Annotated in this window: 15 protein-coding genes, 1 tRNA gene and 1 pseudogene; 4 read left to right on the forward strand and 13 right to left on the reverse strand. The window is 36.6% G+C overall.

Annotated elements, in window-relative coordinates:
* A pseudogene (locus tag G580_RS10395) lies at nucleotides 1–196 on the reverse strand (IS256 family transposase); the annotation flags it as partial.
* 244 nt (nucleotides 197–440) lie between these two features.
* On the opposite strand from G580_RS10395, the gene G580_RS0107040 reads away from it, so the two are divergent.
* From G580_RS0107040 to G580_RS0107055, 4 genes are read left to right on the forward strand one after another with little or no spacing between them, the layout of a single operon-like run.
* On the forward strand, nucleotides 441–1,952 hold the full coding sequence (locus tag G580_RS0107040; RefSeq protein WP_028841584.1) for an SLC13 family permease: 1,512 nt from the start codon (nucleotides 441–443) through the stop codon (nucleotides 1,950–1,952).
* 20 nt (nucleotides 1,953–1,972) lie between these two features.
* Nucleotides 1,973–2,683 (forward strand): hypothetical protein, encoded by a 711-nt coding sequence (locus G580_RS0107045; RefSeq protein WP_051173233.1) that lies wholly within the window; start codon nucleotides 1,973–1,975, stop codon nucleotides 2,681–2,683.
* A gap of 15 nt (nucleotides 2,684–2,698) precedes the next feature.
* Complete coding sequence (locus tag G580_RS0107050) at nucleotides 2,699–4,429, forward strand: ArsB/NhaD family transporter (RefSeq protein WP_028841586.1); 1,731 nt, start codon at nucleotides 2,699–2,701, stop codon at nucleotides 4,427–4,429.
* Between the two features lie 18 nt (nucleotides 4,430–4,447).
* Complete coding sequence (locus tag G580_RS0107055) at nucleotides 4,448–5,371, forward strand: universal stress protein (RefSeq protein ID WP_028841587.1); 924 nt, start codon at nucleotides 4,448–4,450, stop codon at nucleotides 5,369–5,371.
* A 1-nt stretch (nucleotide 5,372) separates the two neighbouring features.
* Here the strand turns inward: G580_RS0107055 and G580_RS11320 are convergent, their stop codons facing one another.
* From G580_RS11320 to pstS, 12 genes are all read right to left on the reverse strand, one after another.
* The gene (locus G580_RS11320) at nucleotides 5,373–6,344 is read right to left on the reverse strand and encodes a biotin--[acetyl-CoA-carboxylase] ligase (RefSeq protein WP_028841588.1); all 972 of its coding nucleotides are present in this window, start codon (nucleotides 6,342–6,344) and stop codon (nucleotides 5,373–5,375) included.
* Between the two features lie 13 nt (nucleotides 6,345–6,357).
* Nucleotides 6,358–6,449: transfer RNA gene (locus tag G580_RS0107065), tRNA-Ser, on the reverse strand.
* A gap of 121 nt (nucleotides 6,450–6,570) precedes the next feature.
* A complete protein-coding gene (locus G580_RS0107070) occupies nucleotides 6,571–7,362 on the reverse strand; it encodes a universal stress protein (protein WP_028841589.1) in 792 nt (263 codons plus the stop codon).
* A 1-nt stretch (nucleotide 7,363) separates the two neighbouring features.
* Entirely contained in the window at nucleotides 7,364–8,104 is a 741-nt protein-coding gene (locus tag G580_RS0107075; protein WP_028841590.1) for a hypothetical protein, read from the reverse strand.
* A gap of 3 nt (nucleotides 8,105–8,107) precedes the next feature.
* Entirely contained in the window at nucleotides 8,108–9,367 is a 1,260-nt protein-coding gene (locus G580_RS0107080) for a sulfite exporter TauE/SafE family protein (RefSeq protein WP_028841591.1), read from the reverse strand.
* Between the two features lie 199 nt (nucleotides 9,368–9,566).
* Complete coding sequence (locus tag G580_RS0107085; RefSeq protein WP_022854738.1) at nucleotides 9,567–9,965, reverse strand: response regulator; 399 nt, start codon at nucleotides 9,963–9,965, stop codon at nucleotides 9,567–9,569.
* A 348-nt stretch (nucleotides 9,966–10,313) separates the two neighbouring features.
* Nucleotides 10,314–11,078: a 5'/3'-nucleotidase SurE gene (gene surE, locus G580_RS0107090; protein ID WP_028841592.1), complete on the reverse strand. Its 765-nt coding sequence runs from the start codon at nucleotides 11,076–11,078 to the stop codon at nucleotides 10,314–10,316.
* A gap of 7 nt (nucleotides 11,079–11,085) precedes the next feature.
* Nucleotides 11,086–12,234 (reverse strand): bifunctional glutamate N-acetyltransferase/amino-acid acetyltransferase ArgJ, encoded by a 1,149-nt coding sequence (argJ, locus tag G580_RS0107095; RefSeq protein ID WP_028841593.1) that lies wholly within the window; start codon nucleotides 12,232–12,234, stop codon nucleotides 11,086–11,088.
* A gap of 5 nt (nucleotides 12,235–12,239) precedes the next feature.
* Nucleotides 12,240–13,001 carry a phosphate ABC transporter ATP-binding protein PstB gene (gene pstB, locus G580_RS0107100; RefSeq protein WP_028841594.1) on the reverse strand — a complete coding sequence of 254 codons (762 nt, stop codon included), beginning with the start codon at nucleotides 12,999–13,001 and terminating at the stop codon, nucleotides 12,240–12,242.
* Entirely contained in the window at nucleotides 12,991–13,887 is an 897-nt protein-coding gene (gene pstA / locus G580_RS10400; protein WP_083960832.1) for a phosphate ABC transporter permease PstA, read from the reverse strand. The genes pstB and pstA overlap by 11 nt, the downstream gene beginning before the upstream one ends.
* A complete protein-coding gene (pstC, locus tag G580_RS0107110) occupies nucleotides 13,875–14,816 on the reverse strand; it encodes a phosphate ABC transporter permease subunit PstC (protein ID WP_028841595.1) in 942 nt (313 codons plus the stop codon). The genes pstA and pstC overlap by 13 nt, the downstream gene beginning before the upstream one ends.
* Before the next feature lie 122 nt (nucleotides 14,817–14,938).
* Nucleotides 14,939–15,958 carry a phosphate ABC transporter substrate-binding protein PstS gene (pstS, locus tag G580_RS0107115; RefSeq protein ID WP_038041831.1) on the reverse strand — a complete coding sequence of 340 codons (1,020 nt, stop codon included), beginning with the start codon at nucleotides 15,956–15,958 and terminating at the stop codon, nucleotides 14,939–14,941.
* Between the last annotated feature and the right edge of the window lie 167 nt (nucleotides 15,959–16,125).

The raw sequence follows: 16,125 nt of genomic DNA on the forward strand, positions 1-16,125 counted from the left end.
TACCTAAGAAACAGGCAAGTTGTCTTTCATAGTAACCATTAGCTTTATTATCAATACTATCTCTAAGGAATATTTCTCTTTCTTTTTTCATGAGAGCGTTTAAGAGGAGTGCAGCAGCCATTTTGATACCCTCTTTTGATTCAATTTTTGAGATTTCACTTAAAACTTTTTCTAAATCTAAGTCTAAGTTTTCCATTTTACAGACCTCCTGGTTAGTTTAGTCTTTTAGGTTTTATGTTATCATTAATTTAAAAAATATTAAAAATTTTTATTATGCCTCTAAAATATTTTATTAAAAGACACAATTTATATTCTACTCCCTGATTTGCCAGTTTTGCCGGTTATTGAAGACAAAAAGAAGTTTGTTGGTATTGTAAGAATAGCTGAAGTTTTTGACGCCATATGTGAAGAGATAATCAAAGGATAGGAGGGGGAAGGAAATGGTTAAGGAAAAAAGACCAGGGGGGTTGCCTGAACCACCAAAGGAGATTTATGTTGGTGAGAAAAAAAGAAAGATTAATTGGAAAAGAATCTTTTTTATTTTTCTTGGTTTAGCCTGTTTTTTTGCTGTTTATTTTTCACCTCCATGGCCAGATGCAGTGGATCCATTAGGAAAACATTTCCCCTTATCTCAACAAGCAAAGGGAGCTATAGGATTATTTCTTATGGCAGGTATTTGGTGGGTTTTTGAGGTCGTTCCTATAGGGATTACAAGCATCGCAATAGGAGTTTTCCAGGCTCTATTTGCTATTCGTTCTGCCAAAGATGCTTTTCGTGATTTTATGGATCCTTCTGTTATGTTTATCTTTGGTTCTGTGGTTATCGGGATTGCCTTCACCAAAACAGGACTTACTAAAAGAATTGCTTACAAGATGCTGGAAATAGTAGGTGAAAGAACAAGCATGATCCTTTTAGGAGCTTTTGTAGTCACAGCAGTGTTAACTCATTTTATGGCACACACCGCAGCCGCTGCAACAGTTTTTCCGATTTTACTGGCTATAAATTCTTTATATGGGGAATCTGAAAAACCAACGAAGTTTGGAAAAGCCTTGTTTATAGGGATGGCTTATGCTGCTGGAGCAGGAAGTATTGTTACTTTTTTAGGAGCAGCAAGAGGCCCTGCAGCTGCAGGTATGTCTAAAGAGTTTACAGGAAGAGATATAGGATTTTTTGAACTAACTAAGTATATGTTTTTGATTGGTTGGTTGATGGTTTTCCTTATCTGGCTTTATTTTATTATCGTGCTTAAGCCAGAAAAACCCGTTATTAAGGGATTAAAAGAAAAGGTAAAACACATGATGAAAGAAATTGGGCCTATGACTATCCAAGAGAAATTGGTTATTATTATAATAATTGCAGTTGTTTTGTTTATGTCAGCTCAATCTTTTGTCCCTGCATTACAACCCTTAGATCGTGCAGCTATTATGCTTTGCTCTACCTTGCTGTTTTTTCTCCTGGGAATTCTTACTGTGAAAGAACTTGAAGAAATTCCATGGAATATAATCCTTCTCTTCGGTGGAGCTATGAGTATTGGTTTTTGTTTGTGGAAAACAGGTGCAGCTCATTGGATCGCTGTTAATTGGCTTGCAATGTTTAAGGATGCACCTTGGATTATCTTTGTTTTGGGTGTATCTGTTTTTGTGTTGATAATGACCAATTTTATCATGAACGTTGCTGCAATAGCTATATCTTTACCCGTATCTATGGTTATCGCTGAGTATCTTGGTGTTTCTCCTGATGTTATTTTTTATGTTTCTTTGGTTGCAGCTGGCATGCCATTCTTACTATTGATTGGAGCAGCTCCAAACGCAATTGCTTATCAGTCAGGACAGTTTACTCCAGGAGAATTTTTTAAATACGGTATTTTAATGAGTATAGTTCTTATTTTAGTCATTGCATTTTTTGTTGTCACAATTTGGCCATTTTTGGGAATGCCAATACTATTAAAATAAAAAAAAGGAGGAGGTAGAATATGGTTATTAAGCCTATTTTAGAGAAAATTTTTGGAAGGTTTTTTAGAGAGTATGATTTTATAAAGATGTCATATGAGACATTAAAAGATTTTGGTTTTAACGATGGAAATTCCATAGCCTCTGTTTGTGTATGTAGGGATGAGATTTCCCAGACAGTAAGAAGTCATATAAAAAGAATGTGGGGAGAAGCTTTTAATTTTTCCAGTCTTGCTGGGCTTTTTACAGCCGGCAAGACTGGTATGAAAGCTTTTATAAGCCACGCTCCGCAGGTAGATGGTAAAGAACGATATGTTTTTTATGCCTTTTCTCACATCGCAATTGATGAAAACGAAAACATGGGAGTATGCAAAAGAAAAGGTCTTGAGAGATCTCATGCCTGCGGAGCTTTGTGTCTTTTTCTTAATGAACTTAAGTCAGGAAAGATAAGTATAAGACTTGATGAAGAGGATATCGAAGAAAGTCTTTTAAAAAGAAGATTGCTTAGAGAATTGAAATACGGAGAGATCCCAGACCTTCTTACTCTTACCAAAAAAACCCTTAAGGTAATCGTAGAAGATCTTGAGCATATAATAGAAAAGGTTGTGGATACTCAAAAGGCTGATTATGCCGTTATTTCAGGAATTCAGGTGCATGGACCAGAGGAAAACTACATCATTCCTGACGAATCTTATGTAGTGGTTAACGGTGAAAAGAAAGAAATAAAAATTTAGATTTAGGGGGTTTTCATGAAAAAAATATTCTTTTTGTTTGCCCTTTTTGTTTTAATTTTACCTTTTTTGGCTTTTGCCGAGGATAATTCTCAGCAAAACATGGATAAGTTTCATATTTCAGGTATAATCCTTGATAATCATAAAGAGCCGGTTAAAGAGGCAGAAATAAAACTGTTAGTTAATGGAAAGCCTTATAAGAGACTTAAAGAATATGGTAAGCTGGATAAAGTTATTAGTTCTTCTCATGGGACCTTTCAGCTTGAGTTTCAACTGCCAAAGGGTTTAATTGAAACCGGAAAGATTCAACTTGAGATTTCCAAAACTTCGTTTAAAAAAACTGTAGTTGAGATTAAAAAGGAAGATTTTGCCGTAAAGGGTAATGAGTTTTATGTCAACAAAAATATCATCCTTGAGCGATATATAGGCCCTGCTTTCTGGATTGCCACCATAGTTTTTGTCGTAACTTATGCGCTTATATCTTTTGAACTTCTTCACAGAACGGTTGCAGCCATGCTTGGGGCTGCAACCATGCTTATCCTTACATATACCTTAGGCACCATAAATCCTGATTTTCACATCATTTCTTTTGAAAGGGCCATAGAAGCCATAGACATGAACGTGATATTCCTTCTTATGGGGATGATGGTAATCATCGGGGTTCTTAAACACACAGGGATTTTCCAGTGGTGTGCTTACATGTCCTATAAACTTGCTCGTGGTAATGTAATGGCTCTTAGTATAATTTCTATCTTTTTCATAGCCATAACTTCCGCTTTTCTTGATAACGTAACCACAATGCTCCTTTATACACCGGTTTTAATCGAGATAGCCATAGCACTAAAAATTAATCCTCTTTCTCTTTTAATACTAGGTATAATGGCCTCGAATGTTGGTGGAACTGCTACTCTCATAGGTGACCCACCAAACATCATGATCGGTTCATACACAGGGCTTACTTTTATGCAGTTTGTCTATGCATTAACACCGGTTGTAGTTATATGCATGATCGTCCTTGTTATTTACAACAAATTTTTCTATTCAAAGGAATACAAAAAAGGAAAAGTTGATGATGTCGATGCTTTCTTGAGCTATTTAAAGGAAGAATACAAGATTACAGACAAAACCCTTCTTACCTATGGACTTATCGTGATGTTAATAGTAGTTGGATTTTTTGCAACACATGGATACTGGCATATGGAGGTAAGTATTCCGGCTTTGTTTGGTGCAGGGATTCTTTTTACCTATGCAGTGCTTACTAAAAAAGTAAAAATGCTTGAGTTGATCGAAAAAGACATAGAATGGACAACTCTCTTATTTTTTATCTTTCTTTTTATAATAGTCGGGGCTGTAGAAGAGGTAGGATTACTTGCGATTATCGCAGACTGGGTGCATAATCTTTCAGCAGGTAATCTTACAGTAGCCATATGTCTTATTTTGTGGGTCTCTGCCATAATGAGCGCTTTTGTGGATAACATACCTTTTACTGCCACGATGTTACCCATAGTTGCCTATCTTACAAAGGTAATACCTGGTGCTGAAAGTAACGTTCTCTGGTGGTCTTTAGCTTTAGGAGCCTGTTTAGGAGGAAATGGGACTATGATAGGCGCTTCTGCCAATGTAGTAACAGTAGGAATTGCAGAATCTGCAGGATATAAGATAAGATTTTTTGGGTTTATGAAGTATGCTTTTGTTTTTATGTTAATTACTATCATAATTAGTAATATCTGGTTATTGCTTTTTTATTAAAATTGTAGGAGGAAAAGGATGGTTAACTGTGGATTTGATAAAGTTTTACTCCCTGTTGATAAAAGTGAAAATTCTTTGAGAGCCGTTAAGTTTGCAGGGAACATGCTTAAAAACTTTCAGTTTGAAAACATAACCCTTTTTTATGTGATGGCAGGTGGATATTTAAGTGAACACATGAAAAACCTCGATTTTAGGGCAGAACTTATAAAAAATTCAGAAATCATAACAAAAATTAGAAAGAAACACGTGGAAGAAAACATAATGCCATTTTTATCTGAGTATGAAGGTTTGCTTAAAAAAGCTGGTATAACCGGTTTGATAGAAAAAAAGGTTGAGGAAGGAGATCCGGGGAATAAGATAATCGAATTTGTAGAAAGAGAAAATTTTCAGACTGTAATCCTTGCAAGAAGAGGTATTTCAGAAATAAAAAGCTATTTTCTTGGAAGTGTATCCAACAAAATTTTACATGGTTTGACCAATCGAAACATCTATCTGGTAGGAGAAAAGGCAGGGTCTATAGGTGATATTTTAGTGCCTGTTGATGGCTCAGAGTATTCCATGAAGGCAGTAGAACACGCAGTATGTCTGACCATGTACGTTAAGGAGATAAGGAAGGTAACTCTGTTAAGGGTTATTAACCTTTCTCTTTACCTTGAAAGAGTACAGGCAGGCATAGATCCAGAAGAAGAAGCCAAAGAAATCCTTGATAAGGCTAAAAAAAGATTTTTAGACCAAGGAATTAAAGAAGAGTTGATCGAGACCAAAGCCACCGTTGGGTTCCCTAAGAAAGAGATAGTTAAAGAAATAAATCAAAGTGGACATAACTTGGTAATCATGGGGAGAAAAGGACGTTCAGCCTTTAAAGACCTTGTTTTAGGTGGGGTAAGTTCAGCAGTAATAAACAAATGTTTAGAACCTACGATTGCGATAATAAACCTATAGGCTAAGCCACTCTTAAGTGGATACAGTCTCCTGAATAGATTTTAACCGCCCTTTGGTTTTCAGCTTCTAACCAAAGGGCGCCATCTTCTGCTATATCAAGGGCTTTTCCGATTAATTCTCCTTGAGGTCTTATGATTTTAACCTTTTTCCCCAGGGTTAAGCAGAGTTGTTTCCATTCATTTAATATTTCTTCTGGGTTCATTTGAAAATAATGATAAAAATTCTTCATGAATTTTATGATTATGTCTGTTCTGTTCCAAAGCCTGTTGGTAAGTTCTTTTAAAGAAATTCCCGTAGGTTCAAAAGAGTTTATCTGATTGTTTACGTTTATTCCTATGCCTATGATAGCGTAGTCAATCTTATCTACTTCTGCTTTTAGTTCAAGCAAAATACCTGCTACTTTTTTTATTTCGTCGTTTGTTAAAAAGACTACATCATTTGGCCACTTTAGATAGAAAGAAAGGTTGGTTATCTGTCTAAGGGCTTTGCATACGCAAAGACTTGCAAGATAGGTAAGAATGAAGCTTTCTCTTAGAGAAAAGTAGGGACGAATTAAGAGGCTCATCCATATTCCACCTTCGTTTGAAATCCAGTGCCTTCCTAGTCTTCCTCTTCCTGCGGTTTGTTTTTCAGCTATGACTAAAAAATTTTTTTCTTTTTCGGCAAGTTCTTTAGCTAATTCCATCGTTGAGGCCACAGACCGAAAATAATAAACCTGGTTTACGAGAGCAATCTTATATGTTTCTAAGGCTTTTGTGATATTTTCAGGCAAGATTAAGTCTGAGGTAGTAGAGAGGCTATAACCTTTTTTGGTGGTAACGATAGGATATCCTTCGTCTTTCAAAGCTTGAATGTATTTCCAGACTGCAGTCCTTGAAATTCCAATTCTTTGTGCCAAAACCTCCCCTGAGATACAGGAAGTTTGAGCTAACAGTTCTAAAATTTTAAGTTTTTTAACATTATAGTTACGCATAGCGGTTAAAAAACGGAGGAGGAGGGATTCGAACCCCCGGAAGAGGTTTAATACCCCTTCAGCCGATTTCGAGTCGGCCCCCTTCGTCCACTCGGGCACTCCTCCTTTTTATAACTAAACTTTAAACGTTTTTTATTTTTAGTCAACCTTGCAAGAAGCTTGAAATAAGAAAAGGGCAACCTTGAATAGGTTGCCCTAACGTCTGACCTTAGAAGGATTTACGGAGTTATTTTATTAACACTACAGGAGCTTTAGAGTTTTCTACCACCCTTTCTGCTACGCTTCCTACTAAGATTTTTTCTAAACCGGTTTTCCCTTTATATCCCATTACAACAAGGTCTACCTCTTTTTGAAAAGAAAATTCTAAAATCTTCTCAAAGGGCTCACCTTTGACTAAAGAGATTTCAACCTTGATTCCCTGATTTTTAGCCTTTTCTTCTGCCGCATTTATACATTCTTCAGCAAAAGCAACATCGTTGTCTGTTTTAGCTACTGATATAACAAACAAAGTGCTTCCTACTTTTTTACAAAAATCGATCGCCCAAGAGGTAGCTTTTTGGCTATAAACAGACCCATCTGTAGCTAAAAGTATCTTTTCTGAGGTAGTAGAAGCCTCTGCCGGAACCACCGTAACCGGTGACGGAGACTTACCGATAAGACTTCTACTTACTCTTCCTAAGGTATGCTTTCTTCCCATCATTAACATAGAAATTCCCAATCTTTGTACTTTATCCAAAATTATTTCTAAAGGGTCTGAACTGCTTAAAACAAAGGTTTCACAAGTTAATCCCTCTTGACTTGCCTCTTTTTTGATAAAGTCTACTGCCTCATAGGCCTTTTTCTCTAAAATTTCTATCAGTTTAGGGTAAACTTCCATCAATTCAGGCCCAAGAGGAATCACCTCTGCTACACTTAAGCCATACAGTTTGCTGTTAAAGATTTTAGCCCACTTTACCCCTAATTTTGCAGCCTTTTCAGCTGCTTGAGAGCCGTCGGTGGTGATAAGTATTTTTTCCATTTTACACCTCCTTCTTTTTACCTTTTTTGGTAGAAAGTCCAAGTCCTTCCATTAGATACATTATAGCAAATCCCCACCAGATCGTGTAAAATACATAAAAAATCAGAAGCCCTGTAAGTAGTCCATATTTAGTCTTAACACTTTCTGGTGTAATTCCATAAAAATTATAGCCAGGCTCGATAGCCTTCGTAACAACATCATTTATTACCTGAGCCATTTCTGCCTTTTTTTCCAAAACAAGCTTTTTATTAATAGCACTCAAACTGTTATGCCATTGTCTGAACATCTTTTTTTCGTCTTGATATCCATACTTTTCTTTGATAAAATCTCCCTTATTCCAATACATAGCATCTGCATCTTCTAAGGCAGAGCTTAGTATCTGACCCAAATCTCCTACTATTTTGATTTTACCATTTCCTTTATCTTCTACTTGTGCTCCTGCCAAGGTATAAAGTTTGGTGTTTAAGGCTATTCTTGTTTGAAGGTCTTGTGGGGTATCGGTGGATTTCTTAAGATTGATTTCGATATCTAAAATTGTTCCTTTAAACTTTTCTACTTTAGGCTTTAATTTAGGTATAAAATATGCAGAACCTTTAGCCAAGCTGTTGAAAATTTCGTCAGCATAGGCTAAAAAGTTCTGCCCTCTGCCAAAATAAGGTTGAAACATTAAAAACAGAATCCCTACAAACACCAGTGTAAAAACTACTCCAAGGGTTAACTCTTTTTTTCTTGTAGCTCCCATGGCTTATCCCTCCTCTCTTAAAGTTCTTATGTTTTTAAAGAAACTGAGTAAGACCCAAACCCCAAACAAACCTACAGCTCCCCAAAACAAAATGTTACCTATAAAAATAAAGGTTTCACAAACATCTTTAGAGATGGAAACAAGGTTTAAAGACCTAAATTTGTCAGGTAAAACAGATACTCTGTTAAAAAATCCTGCCATAATGGTTAAGGCATAAAAAGCTCTGATTGTAATTCCAGGGACAACTTTGGTGGTAAGTGCTCCTATTTGAATTCCTATCAAAGATCCTATCAGAAGTCCCATAGCTAAGGTATAAAAAACATAACCATATATAGCATACTGGGTAAGGGAGGAGTAGCCTGCTGTAAAGATGATTTGGAAGATGTCAGTACCAACAGTAGTAGGAGTAGATACCCCAAAAACATAAACAAACATCGGGAAGGTAATAAAACCACCTCCCACTCCCATGATTGCAGCCAAGAAACCAACCACAAAACCACCTACAATGATAAACCAAGCTGAAATCTGTCTACCTCCAAAGTCTTCGTCAAACTTAATTATAGGAGGAACATTGATCTTTTGAATTTGTATGGCTAAATTAGTGGTTCCAACCACTCCACCGTGAGCACCTTCCGAAGAAGAAGCTCGCCCTATTTTTATTTTTCTTCTTGTACTAAAATAGTCATACATGGCATAAAAACCCAAAAATCCCAGGATTACTGCATAAACTATACTGATAAAAGCATCGCTAAGAACAGGGTCTTTACTATAAAGCAACCTGTTTATGTAACCTCCGGTAGTAGCACCGACAATAGAACCTATGATAAAAACTATAGCCAAAGCTACACTTACGTTCCCTAATTTTTTGTGCAACACCGTTCCCATGATAGCTTTAGCAAAAATATGAAACTGGTCTGTTCCTACAGCCATTATACCTTTTACCCCTACAGACATAAGGGCTGGGGCGATTATGAATCCACCTCCTGCACCGATACATCCAGTAATCAACCCAGCGGCAAAGCCCACCACAGTAGAAACCCAAAAAACTATAGGTGTATAGTGAGCGGGAGCATATGCACTTTTACCTCCGAGTATGTCAGCAGCCCCTAAGAGAGAGGTTACCAAAATAGGAGATAAGAGCACCAACAAAAGTAATAAACGCTTTTTGTTTCGAAAAATGTTGTCTGCCATTTCTTTTTCCCAACGTGCATGAGCCAAAGAAGCACTCATCATAAATTCATAAAGAAATCTTAACTTACCCATTGTCTACCTCCTTTTGATTTTTACATTTGTTTTACTAATTTTCTTTTTCATAGTTTCCTCTTACCTTTTCTGGTAACGATAAAAACGAAAACACCTAAATTAACCCCAAAATGCTTCACCTTTTTCCCATAAGCATCACCTCCCTGTTTATATTTTTAATTTTAGTTAAATTTTTAAACAAAGTCAATTTTCTCCATCTTTAACACGCTCTGGTTTGTTCTCTTTTTTCTCTTTGAGATAGCTCTAATAAAACCTTAATTTTATTTTTTAAAGTTTTTACATCTATAGGAAAGAAAACTTCTTCGGTAACCCCAACCTTCATAGCTAAGAGAGAAGACTTAATGTTATCTTTACAGGTTAACCACATAATTTTTATTTTATGGTTTAACTTTCTTATTTCACTAATAAACTCAAACATGCTTTCATATTCCATCTCACGGGTATCTATGATTAATAGCTCTATCTTTTTAAACTCATCCTTAGAAAGATTTTCGGTTTCAACCACCTTCGCCCCTATTTTGATTATCATTTCTTTTAATCTCTCCTCTAAGTCTTTATCTTCAGTCTTTATAAGCACTTGTACGTTTCTTACCTTCATACCTGTTTTTTAATTTTTAGTCTCTAATACCTCTTTTAAAAAAGGCTTGTTAACTTTTAAACAATTGAAGCAACTATTATGCCAAATCTGTCTTTTTTGAAAAATAGACTTTCTAAGCCTTTTTAAAAGACAAAACCCCTTTTAATGTTTCAAAATGTTTTAAAACATTTTAAAACATTAAACAATACAATACAATAAAATATATATAATTTTAAGTTTTATAAGAAAAAAGTTTATTATCTTTTTTGATTTTGTTATAAATGTCATATCATATCTTATATTCAAGTTTAAATGTTATGTCTTTTTCTTTTGTAAATTTTTAAAGGTAAGACTGTTTGAAAGGTGATTTTAGAAGTCTAAATTGAAGTTTAAATTGTGTTTTTTAAGGATTTTTAGGTAGTTGTGGTTGGTTAGGTCAAAATGAATAGGGGTGATGGTGATATAACCCTGTTTTAAAGCAAGGATGTCTGTGTCTTCGTCTGTTTCTGTGTGTTCCTCTGCACCCTGCCAGTAATAGGCCTTTCCATGGAGGTCAAACCTTTTTTCAAAAACCTCTTTAAGCCTTGCTTTAGACTGTTTTACGAACTTTATTCCTTTTATTTTTGAGGGATTACAGTTAGGGATGTTTATGTTTAAGCAAAAGGGTTTGTTTAAAGGTAAATCTTTTAGGACGTTCAAGAATTTGGCTATAAAGTTTGCAGCAAAACAGTAATCTACGTCTTCGTAGGCATCTATAGAAACCGCTAAAGAGGGATAACCTAAAATTTTGGCTTCTGTTGCGGCAGAAACTGTCCCTGAATATACTAGATTAATCCCTACGTTTGCCCCTCGGTTAATTCCTGAGATTACCAAATCTACAGGGCCAATAAGTTCATACAAAGCTAACTTTACGCAGTCAGCAGGGGTCCCACTGACCGCATATCCCCAGAATTTTTTGCCTCTTTTTACTTTGGTTACTCTAAGGGGATAATGTATGGTTATGGCATGTCCTACAGCGCTTCTCTCTGCCTCAGGTGCTACGATGTAGACCTCATGTTCAAGAGAAAGTGCGTTATAAAGCGAGCAAAGACCTTCTGCATAGATCCCGTCGTCGTTGGTTAAGAGAAGTTTCATCCCTAAGCTATGTGCGATAATGGGCGTTTATTTTGATGTATTCTTCGGTAAGGTCGCTTGCCCAAACCTCAAAACCTTTTTTACCCTCTTTTAACTTGATCTGTATTTCAACTACCTCTTTTTGGAGTTCTTTTCTTAGAATTTCTTCGTCAGTGATTACCTGCAGGTTTTTTACCCAAGGGATTCCATTAAGATAGATTTCAACCTTTTCGAAATCAAAAGGAATGGTCGTTTTCCCAAGGGCAGCAAAAATCCTCCCCCAGTTTGCGTCTTCTCCGTAAATTGCAGTTTTTACTAAAGGAGAGTTGGCTACAGAAAAGGCAAAAGTCTTGGCATCTTCTTTGGTTTTAGCTCCTTTTACCATAATTTTTATAACTTTACTTGCACCTTCACCGTCTTTTACGATAAGATAGGCCAGTTCTTGTGCTACCTCTAAACAAGCTTTTTCAAAGTCTTCCCAGTTTTTGAGGTCTTTCTGGTTACTACAAAGCATGTAAACCGTATCGTTGGTGCTAGTATCTCCATCAACGGTTATCTGGTTAAAGCTATGGTCTACTATCTTGGGAAGGACCTTTTTCAACGTATCTTTAGAAACCTTTGCATCTGTAAGGATAAAACCAAGCATAGTTGCCATGTTTGGGGCTATCATCCCTGCCCCTTTAGCTATCCCAAGGATAGAAATCCCGTTTTCTAAACTTCTATAGGCTATCTTAGGGAAGGTATCGGTGGTCATGATAGCCTTAGTGAAGTCTGAATAACGCTCTGGTGAAAGGGTAGATAAGAGTTCTGAGACTTTGGGAAGCATTTTTTCGAGAGGCAATTGTTCTCCTATCACACCGGTTGAAGCTGGCAATAAACTTCGGAGACTTACTCCTAATCCTTTGGCAACCTCTTCTAAAAGTTTGGTAGCTCTTTGAATCCCTTCTTCTCCGGTGCAGGCGTTGGCTACTCCACTGTTTACTACCACGCCGTGTAACGTTTCTTCTTTTATAAGTTTTTTACCTAAGACTACAGGGGCTGCTTGAACGGTGTTTTGGGTGAAAACCCCCCAGGCAGTAAGTCTATTTGGTGAATAAATCAACCCAAGGTCAAACCTGTCTGGTTTTTTGATGCCACACTTTACCGCAGAAAAGAGAAAACCTTCTGGTGTCTTCATGGCTTTTACCCGAACCTTCCTGTAATATAGTCTTCTGTAAGTTTCTTGTCAGGGTTGGTAAAGATTTTTTCTGTAGGACCAACTTCTATAAGTTCGCCCAGATACATAAAAGCTGTATAATCTGAAGTTCTCGCTGCCTGTTGCATGTTATGTGTAACTATAACTATGGTAATTTTTTTCTTAAGTTCAACTATGAGGTCTTCGATTTTAGCAGTAGAAATTGGATCTAAGGCTGAGGTTGGTTCGTCAAAAAGTAATACTTTTGGTTCAACAGCGATAGCCCTTGCAATGCAAAGTCTCTGTTGTTGACCTCCTGAAAGAGAAAAGGCACTTTCTTTAAGTCTATCCTTAACCTCATCCCAAAGTGCAGCATCTTTAAGGGCAGCTTCAACCCTATCTTTTAGCTCAGAACCTTTTATTCCCTTTAGCTTTAAACCATAGGCTACGTTATCAAAAATACTCATAGGGAAGGGGGTAGGTTTTTGAAAAACCATCCCTATTTTAGCCCTAAGCTCAATCAGGTCTATCTTTTTATCTAAAATGTTTTTTCCTTCAAAAATTATCTCTCCTTCATAACGGTTTCCTACATAAAGGTCATGCATCCTGTTTAGACATCTAAGGAAGGTAGTTTTTCCACAACCTGAAGGACCTATCAGAGCAGTAACTTTGTTGTGATAAACCTTCATGCTTATGTTTTTAAGGGCTAAGTCTTTACCATAATAAAAATTTAGACTTTTAACTTCTATTTCTACTTTTTTATCTTCCATACCTAATTCCTCTGTCCTTTTTTCGTTTAAAGATTCTTACCCAATCAAAGTTTGAATGCACCAAAGTTTTAGCAACAACAGAAAGGATTAACACAAAAAGGGTTAAACAGAAAGAGGCTGCCCAAGCTTGATTATGCCAGAAGTCATATGGGCTCATAGCATAATCGAAAATAGTGACTGTAAGAGACGCCATAGGTTTGAAAACATCAAAAGAAAGATAATGATTGTTGAAGGCTGTAAACAATAAAGGTGCGGTTTCTCCGGAGATCCTTGCCATACCAAGTAAAACACCTGTTAAAATTCCAATTTTAGCTGATCTCAGAACTACGTCCTTTATCAGCTGCCATTTAAAAGCCCCTAAAGCATAAGCAGCTTCCCTCAAAGTAAAGGGGACTAATTTAAGCATCTCCTCTGTGGTTTTACTGATCACAGGAACCATAAGCATCCCTAAGGCTAAACATCCTGCAAGAGCGTTGAAGTGTTTAAAAGGAACCACAAACAAGGCATACATAACTGCACCCATGATGATAGAAGGGGTACTTACCATAATGTCTGTAATGTTTCTTAAAACCTTGAAAAATTTTGAGTCTCTTCCATATTCAGAATAGTATATTCCAGAAAAAATACCTATAGGGACACCGATGACACTGGCTATAAAAGTAATGATAGCATGTCCTATAAAGGCATGTCTTAACCCTCCTTCTTCTATGCCAGGGGGACCGGGGTCTTCTATAAAAAGAGAAAGGTTTAGGTGTTTAAATCCGTTTAAAAAAAGTGTGCCAAGGATCCAAAAAAGCCAAAAAAGTCCATAGATGGCTGCTATAAAGGATAAGAAAAGCATCACTTTGCTTATAAGTTTTCTTCTGTAAAGGACTACTTTTTCCATTTCTTTTCAATCCTCAAAATCATAAGTTTAGCTAAGATCAAGACCCCAAAGGATATCAAAAACAAAAACAAAGAAAGATAAAAAAGTGAAGAAAGATATAAGGGGGTGTCAGCCTCGGTAAACTGATTGGCTAAGGCTACGGTAATCGTAGTAAAGGGTTCAAGTAAGGACTTAGGGATTTGGGGGACATTGCCTGCCAAGAAGGTAACAGCCATGGTTTCTCCTAAGGCTCTTCCTGTAGAAAGAATAAGTCCTCCTGCGATTCCTGACGCAGTATAAGGAATAACTACATCTTTTACTACCTCCCATTTGGTAGCCCCAAGCCCATAGGCTGATTCTTTCATCACCGAAGGTACAAGGTTAAAGGCATCTTTCACTACTGAAGACATAAAGGGAATTATCATTATAGAAAGAACTATAGAGGTGGTAAGCACATCAATCCCTGTGGGGTTTCCTGAAAAGAGTTGCGACAATATAGGGACAGGAGAGAAGATTTTTTGTAATAATGGTTCTATGTCTTCTCGCATATACTTGGCAAACACTAAGAAGCCCCAAATCCCATATATTATACTTGGGATGGCAGCCAGAAGCTCTATAGTTGTGGTAAAAATTCCTTTAAGCCATGAAGGGGCAAGTTCGGTAATAAAGATAGCGATACCTATAGAGATTGGGGCAGCAAGAAGGATGGCTATCAAGGTGCTGATCAAAGTACCTACTATCATCGGAAGGGCACCAAAACTTTCTCTAACAGGGTCCCATTCTGTAGAGGTTAAAAAGTTTATGATCCCAAAATTCTGAATGGCAAGTTTAGATTCGTAAAGCAGTATTAAAAAGACAACAAAAGGGAAAAGAAGACCTGTAAAAACCGCCCAAAAACCTAAAAAATATTTGGTAAAAATTTCTATTAAATAAGAGAAGCCTTTTCCCATATACCGTCCTTATTAGTTTAAGTAATTTTAACATAAAAATTATAGATAAAAAGGGTAAAAAAAGTAAAGAGGACCTCCTCTGAAAAGAGGAAGTCCTCTTTAAGAGAGGTTATAAGAAGGGTTTAATTGACCTTATGTTTTTGCCAGTACTTATAAATCATAGTTTTTAGATTTTTAGGAAGAGGTATATAGTAAAGTTTTTGGGCAATAGTGTCTCCATTTTCGAAGGCCCATTTAAAAAATTTGGTTACCTCGTTAGCACGGGGGCTATCTTTTACTAAAAGAACAAAAGAAACCCCTACGATAGGATAAGACATTTTACCAGGTTGATAAGTTAGGTCTTCATAAAAGTCCTTTTCCATCGACCATTTAGCGTTAGAAGCTGCTGCTTGGATAGTTTCTATACTTGGTAATAAGTAATAATTTTTATCTCTATTAAGTAATCGTGCTACCGGGAGAAGGTTCTCTTTAGCATAAGTATATTCTACGTAGCCTATAGAACCGGTGTTTTGCTTTACATAGTTGGTGACCCCTGGATTACCTTTAGCACCTATTCCAACCGGCCAGTCTACAGAAGTACCTGCTCCAACTTTTTCTTTCCATTCAGGGCAAGCCTTAGAAAGATAGGTGGTAAAAAGCCAGGTGGTTCCTGAACCATCTGACCTTCTAACTACTGTAATAGAAACGTCTGGTAGTTTGACCCCTGGATTAAGTTTTTGGAGATATGGATCGTTCCACCGGGTGATTTTGCCAAGATATATACCACAAACTGCCTTTTCGTCAAGATTTAAAGATATATTTTTAAATCCAGGTAAATTATAAGTCAAGGCTACCGCACCTATGATAGCAGGGAACTGAGCCAAATTGTATTGTTTAAGTTCCTGAGAGGTCAAAGGCTTATCGCTTGCTCCGAAATCAACGGTTTTAGACTGAGCTTGTTTGATACCACCTCCAGAACCTATCCCTTGGTAGTTTACTTTAACTCCCGTAGCTTTATGGTATTCGTGGGCCCATGCTTGAAATACCGGTTGAGGAAAAGTTGCTCCAGCCCCAGTAATCTCAGTAGCTTTAGCTCCAGAGGCAGTGAAAAATCCAATACCAAGGAATAACGCAATCACCTTTTTAAACCATTTCTTTTTCATCTCAAAACCTCCCCTTTAATTTTTTTATAAATAACTTAAATCTCTTTTGTTAAAATTTTGTTAAATTTTTGTTAATCTTTGGTTTAAACCTAAAAATTAGAAAATTTTTATGATTTAGACATCGACAAAAGGGTTTGAATGCTTTTTCTTGGTTCAATATATAAGTC

This window comes from Thermodesulfobacterium hveragerdense DSM 12571 (genome assembly GCF_000423845.1).
In the GTDB taxonomy this organism is placed as follows: Bacteria; Desulfobacterota; Thermodesulfobacteria; order Thermodesulfobacteriales; family Thermodesulfobacteriaceae; genus Thermodesulfobacterium; species Thermodesulfobacterium hveragerdense.

Bases quoted from the DNA above. Each gene is read 5' to 3' on its own strand.
- surE (WP_028841592.1), bottom strand. From the start codon at position 11,078: ATGAAACTTCTCTTAACCAACGACGACGGGATCTATGCAGAAGGTCTT.
- pstA (WP_083960832.1), bottom strand. From the start codon at position 13,887: ATGGAAAAAGTAGTCCTTTACAGAAGAAAACTTATAAGCAAAGTGATG.
- G580_RS11320 (WP_028841588.1), bottom strand. From the start codon at position 6,344: ATGCGTAACTATAATGTTAAAAAACTTAAAATTTTAGAACTGTTAGCT.
- G580_RS0107075 (WP_028841590.1), bottom strand. From the start codon at position 8,104: ATGGGAGCTACAAGAAAAAAAGAGTTAACCCTTGGAGTAGTTTTTACA.
- pstS (WP_038041831.1), bottom strand. From the start codon at position 15,958: ATGAAAAAGAAATGGTTTAAAAAGGTGATTGCGTTATTCCTTGGTATT.
- G580_RS0107040 (WP_028841584.1), top strand. From the start codon at position 441: ATGGTTAAGGAAAAAAGACCAGGGGGGTTGCCTGAACCACCAAAGGAG.
- argJ (WP_028841593.1), bottom strand. From the start codon at position 12,234: ATGAAGACACCAGAAGGTTTTCTCTTTTCTGCGGTAAAGTGTGGCATC.
- G580_RS0107085 (WP_022854738.1), bottom strand. From the start codon at position 9,965: ATGAAGGTAAGAAACGTACAAGTGCTTATAAAGACTGAAGATAAAGAC.
- pstC (WP_028841595.1), bottom strand. From the start codon at position 14,816: ATGGGAAAAGGCTTCTCTTATTTAATAGAAATTTTTACCAAATATTTT.
- pstB (WP_028841594.1), bottom strand. From the start codon at position 13,001: ATGGAAGATAAAAAAGTAGAAATAGAAGTTAAAAGTCTAAATTTTTAT.
- G580_RS0107045 (WP_051173233.1), top strand. From the start codon at position 1,973: ATGGTTATTAAGCCTATTTTAGAGAAAATTTTTGGAAGGTTTTTTAGA.
- G580_RS0107070 (WP_028841589.1), bottom strand. From the start codon at position 7,362: ATGGAAAAAATACTTATCACCACCGACGGCTCTCAAGCAGCTGAAAAG.
- G580_RS0107080 (WP_028841591.1), bottom strand. From the start codon at position 9,367: ATGGGTAAGTTAAGATTTCTTTATGAATTTATGATGAGTGCTTCTTTG.
- G580_RS0107055 (WP_028841587.1), top strand. From the start codon at position 4,448: ATGGTTAACTGTGGATTTGATAAAGTTTTACTCCCTGTTGATAAAAGT.
- G580_RS0107050 (WP_028841586.1), top strand. From the start codon at position 2,699: ATGAAAAAAATATTCTTTTTGTTTGCCCTTTTTGTTTTAATTTTACCT.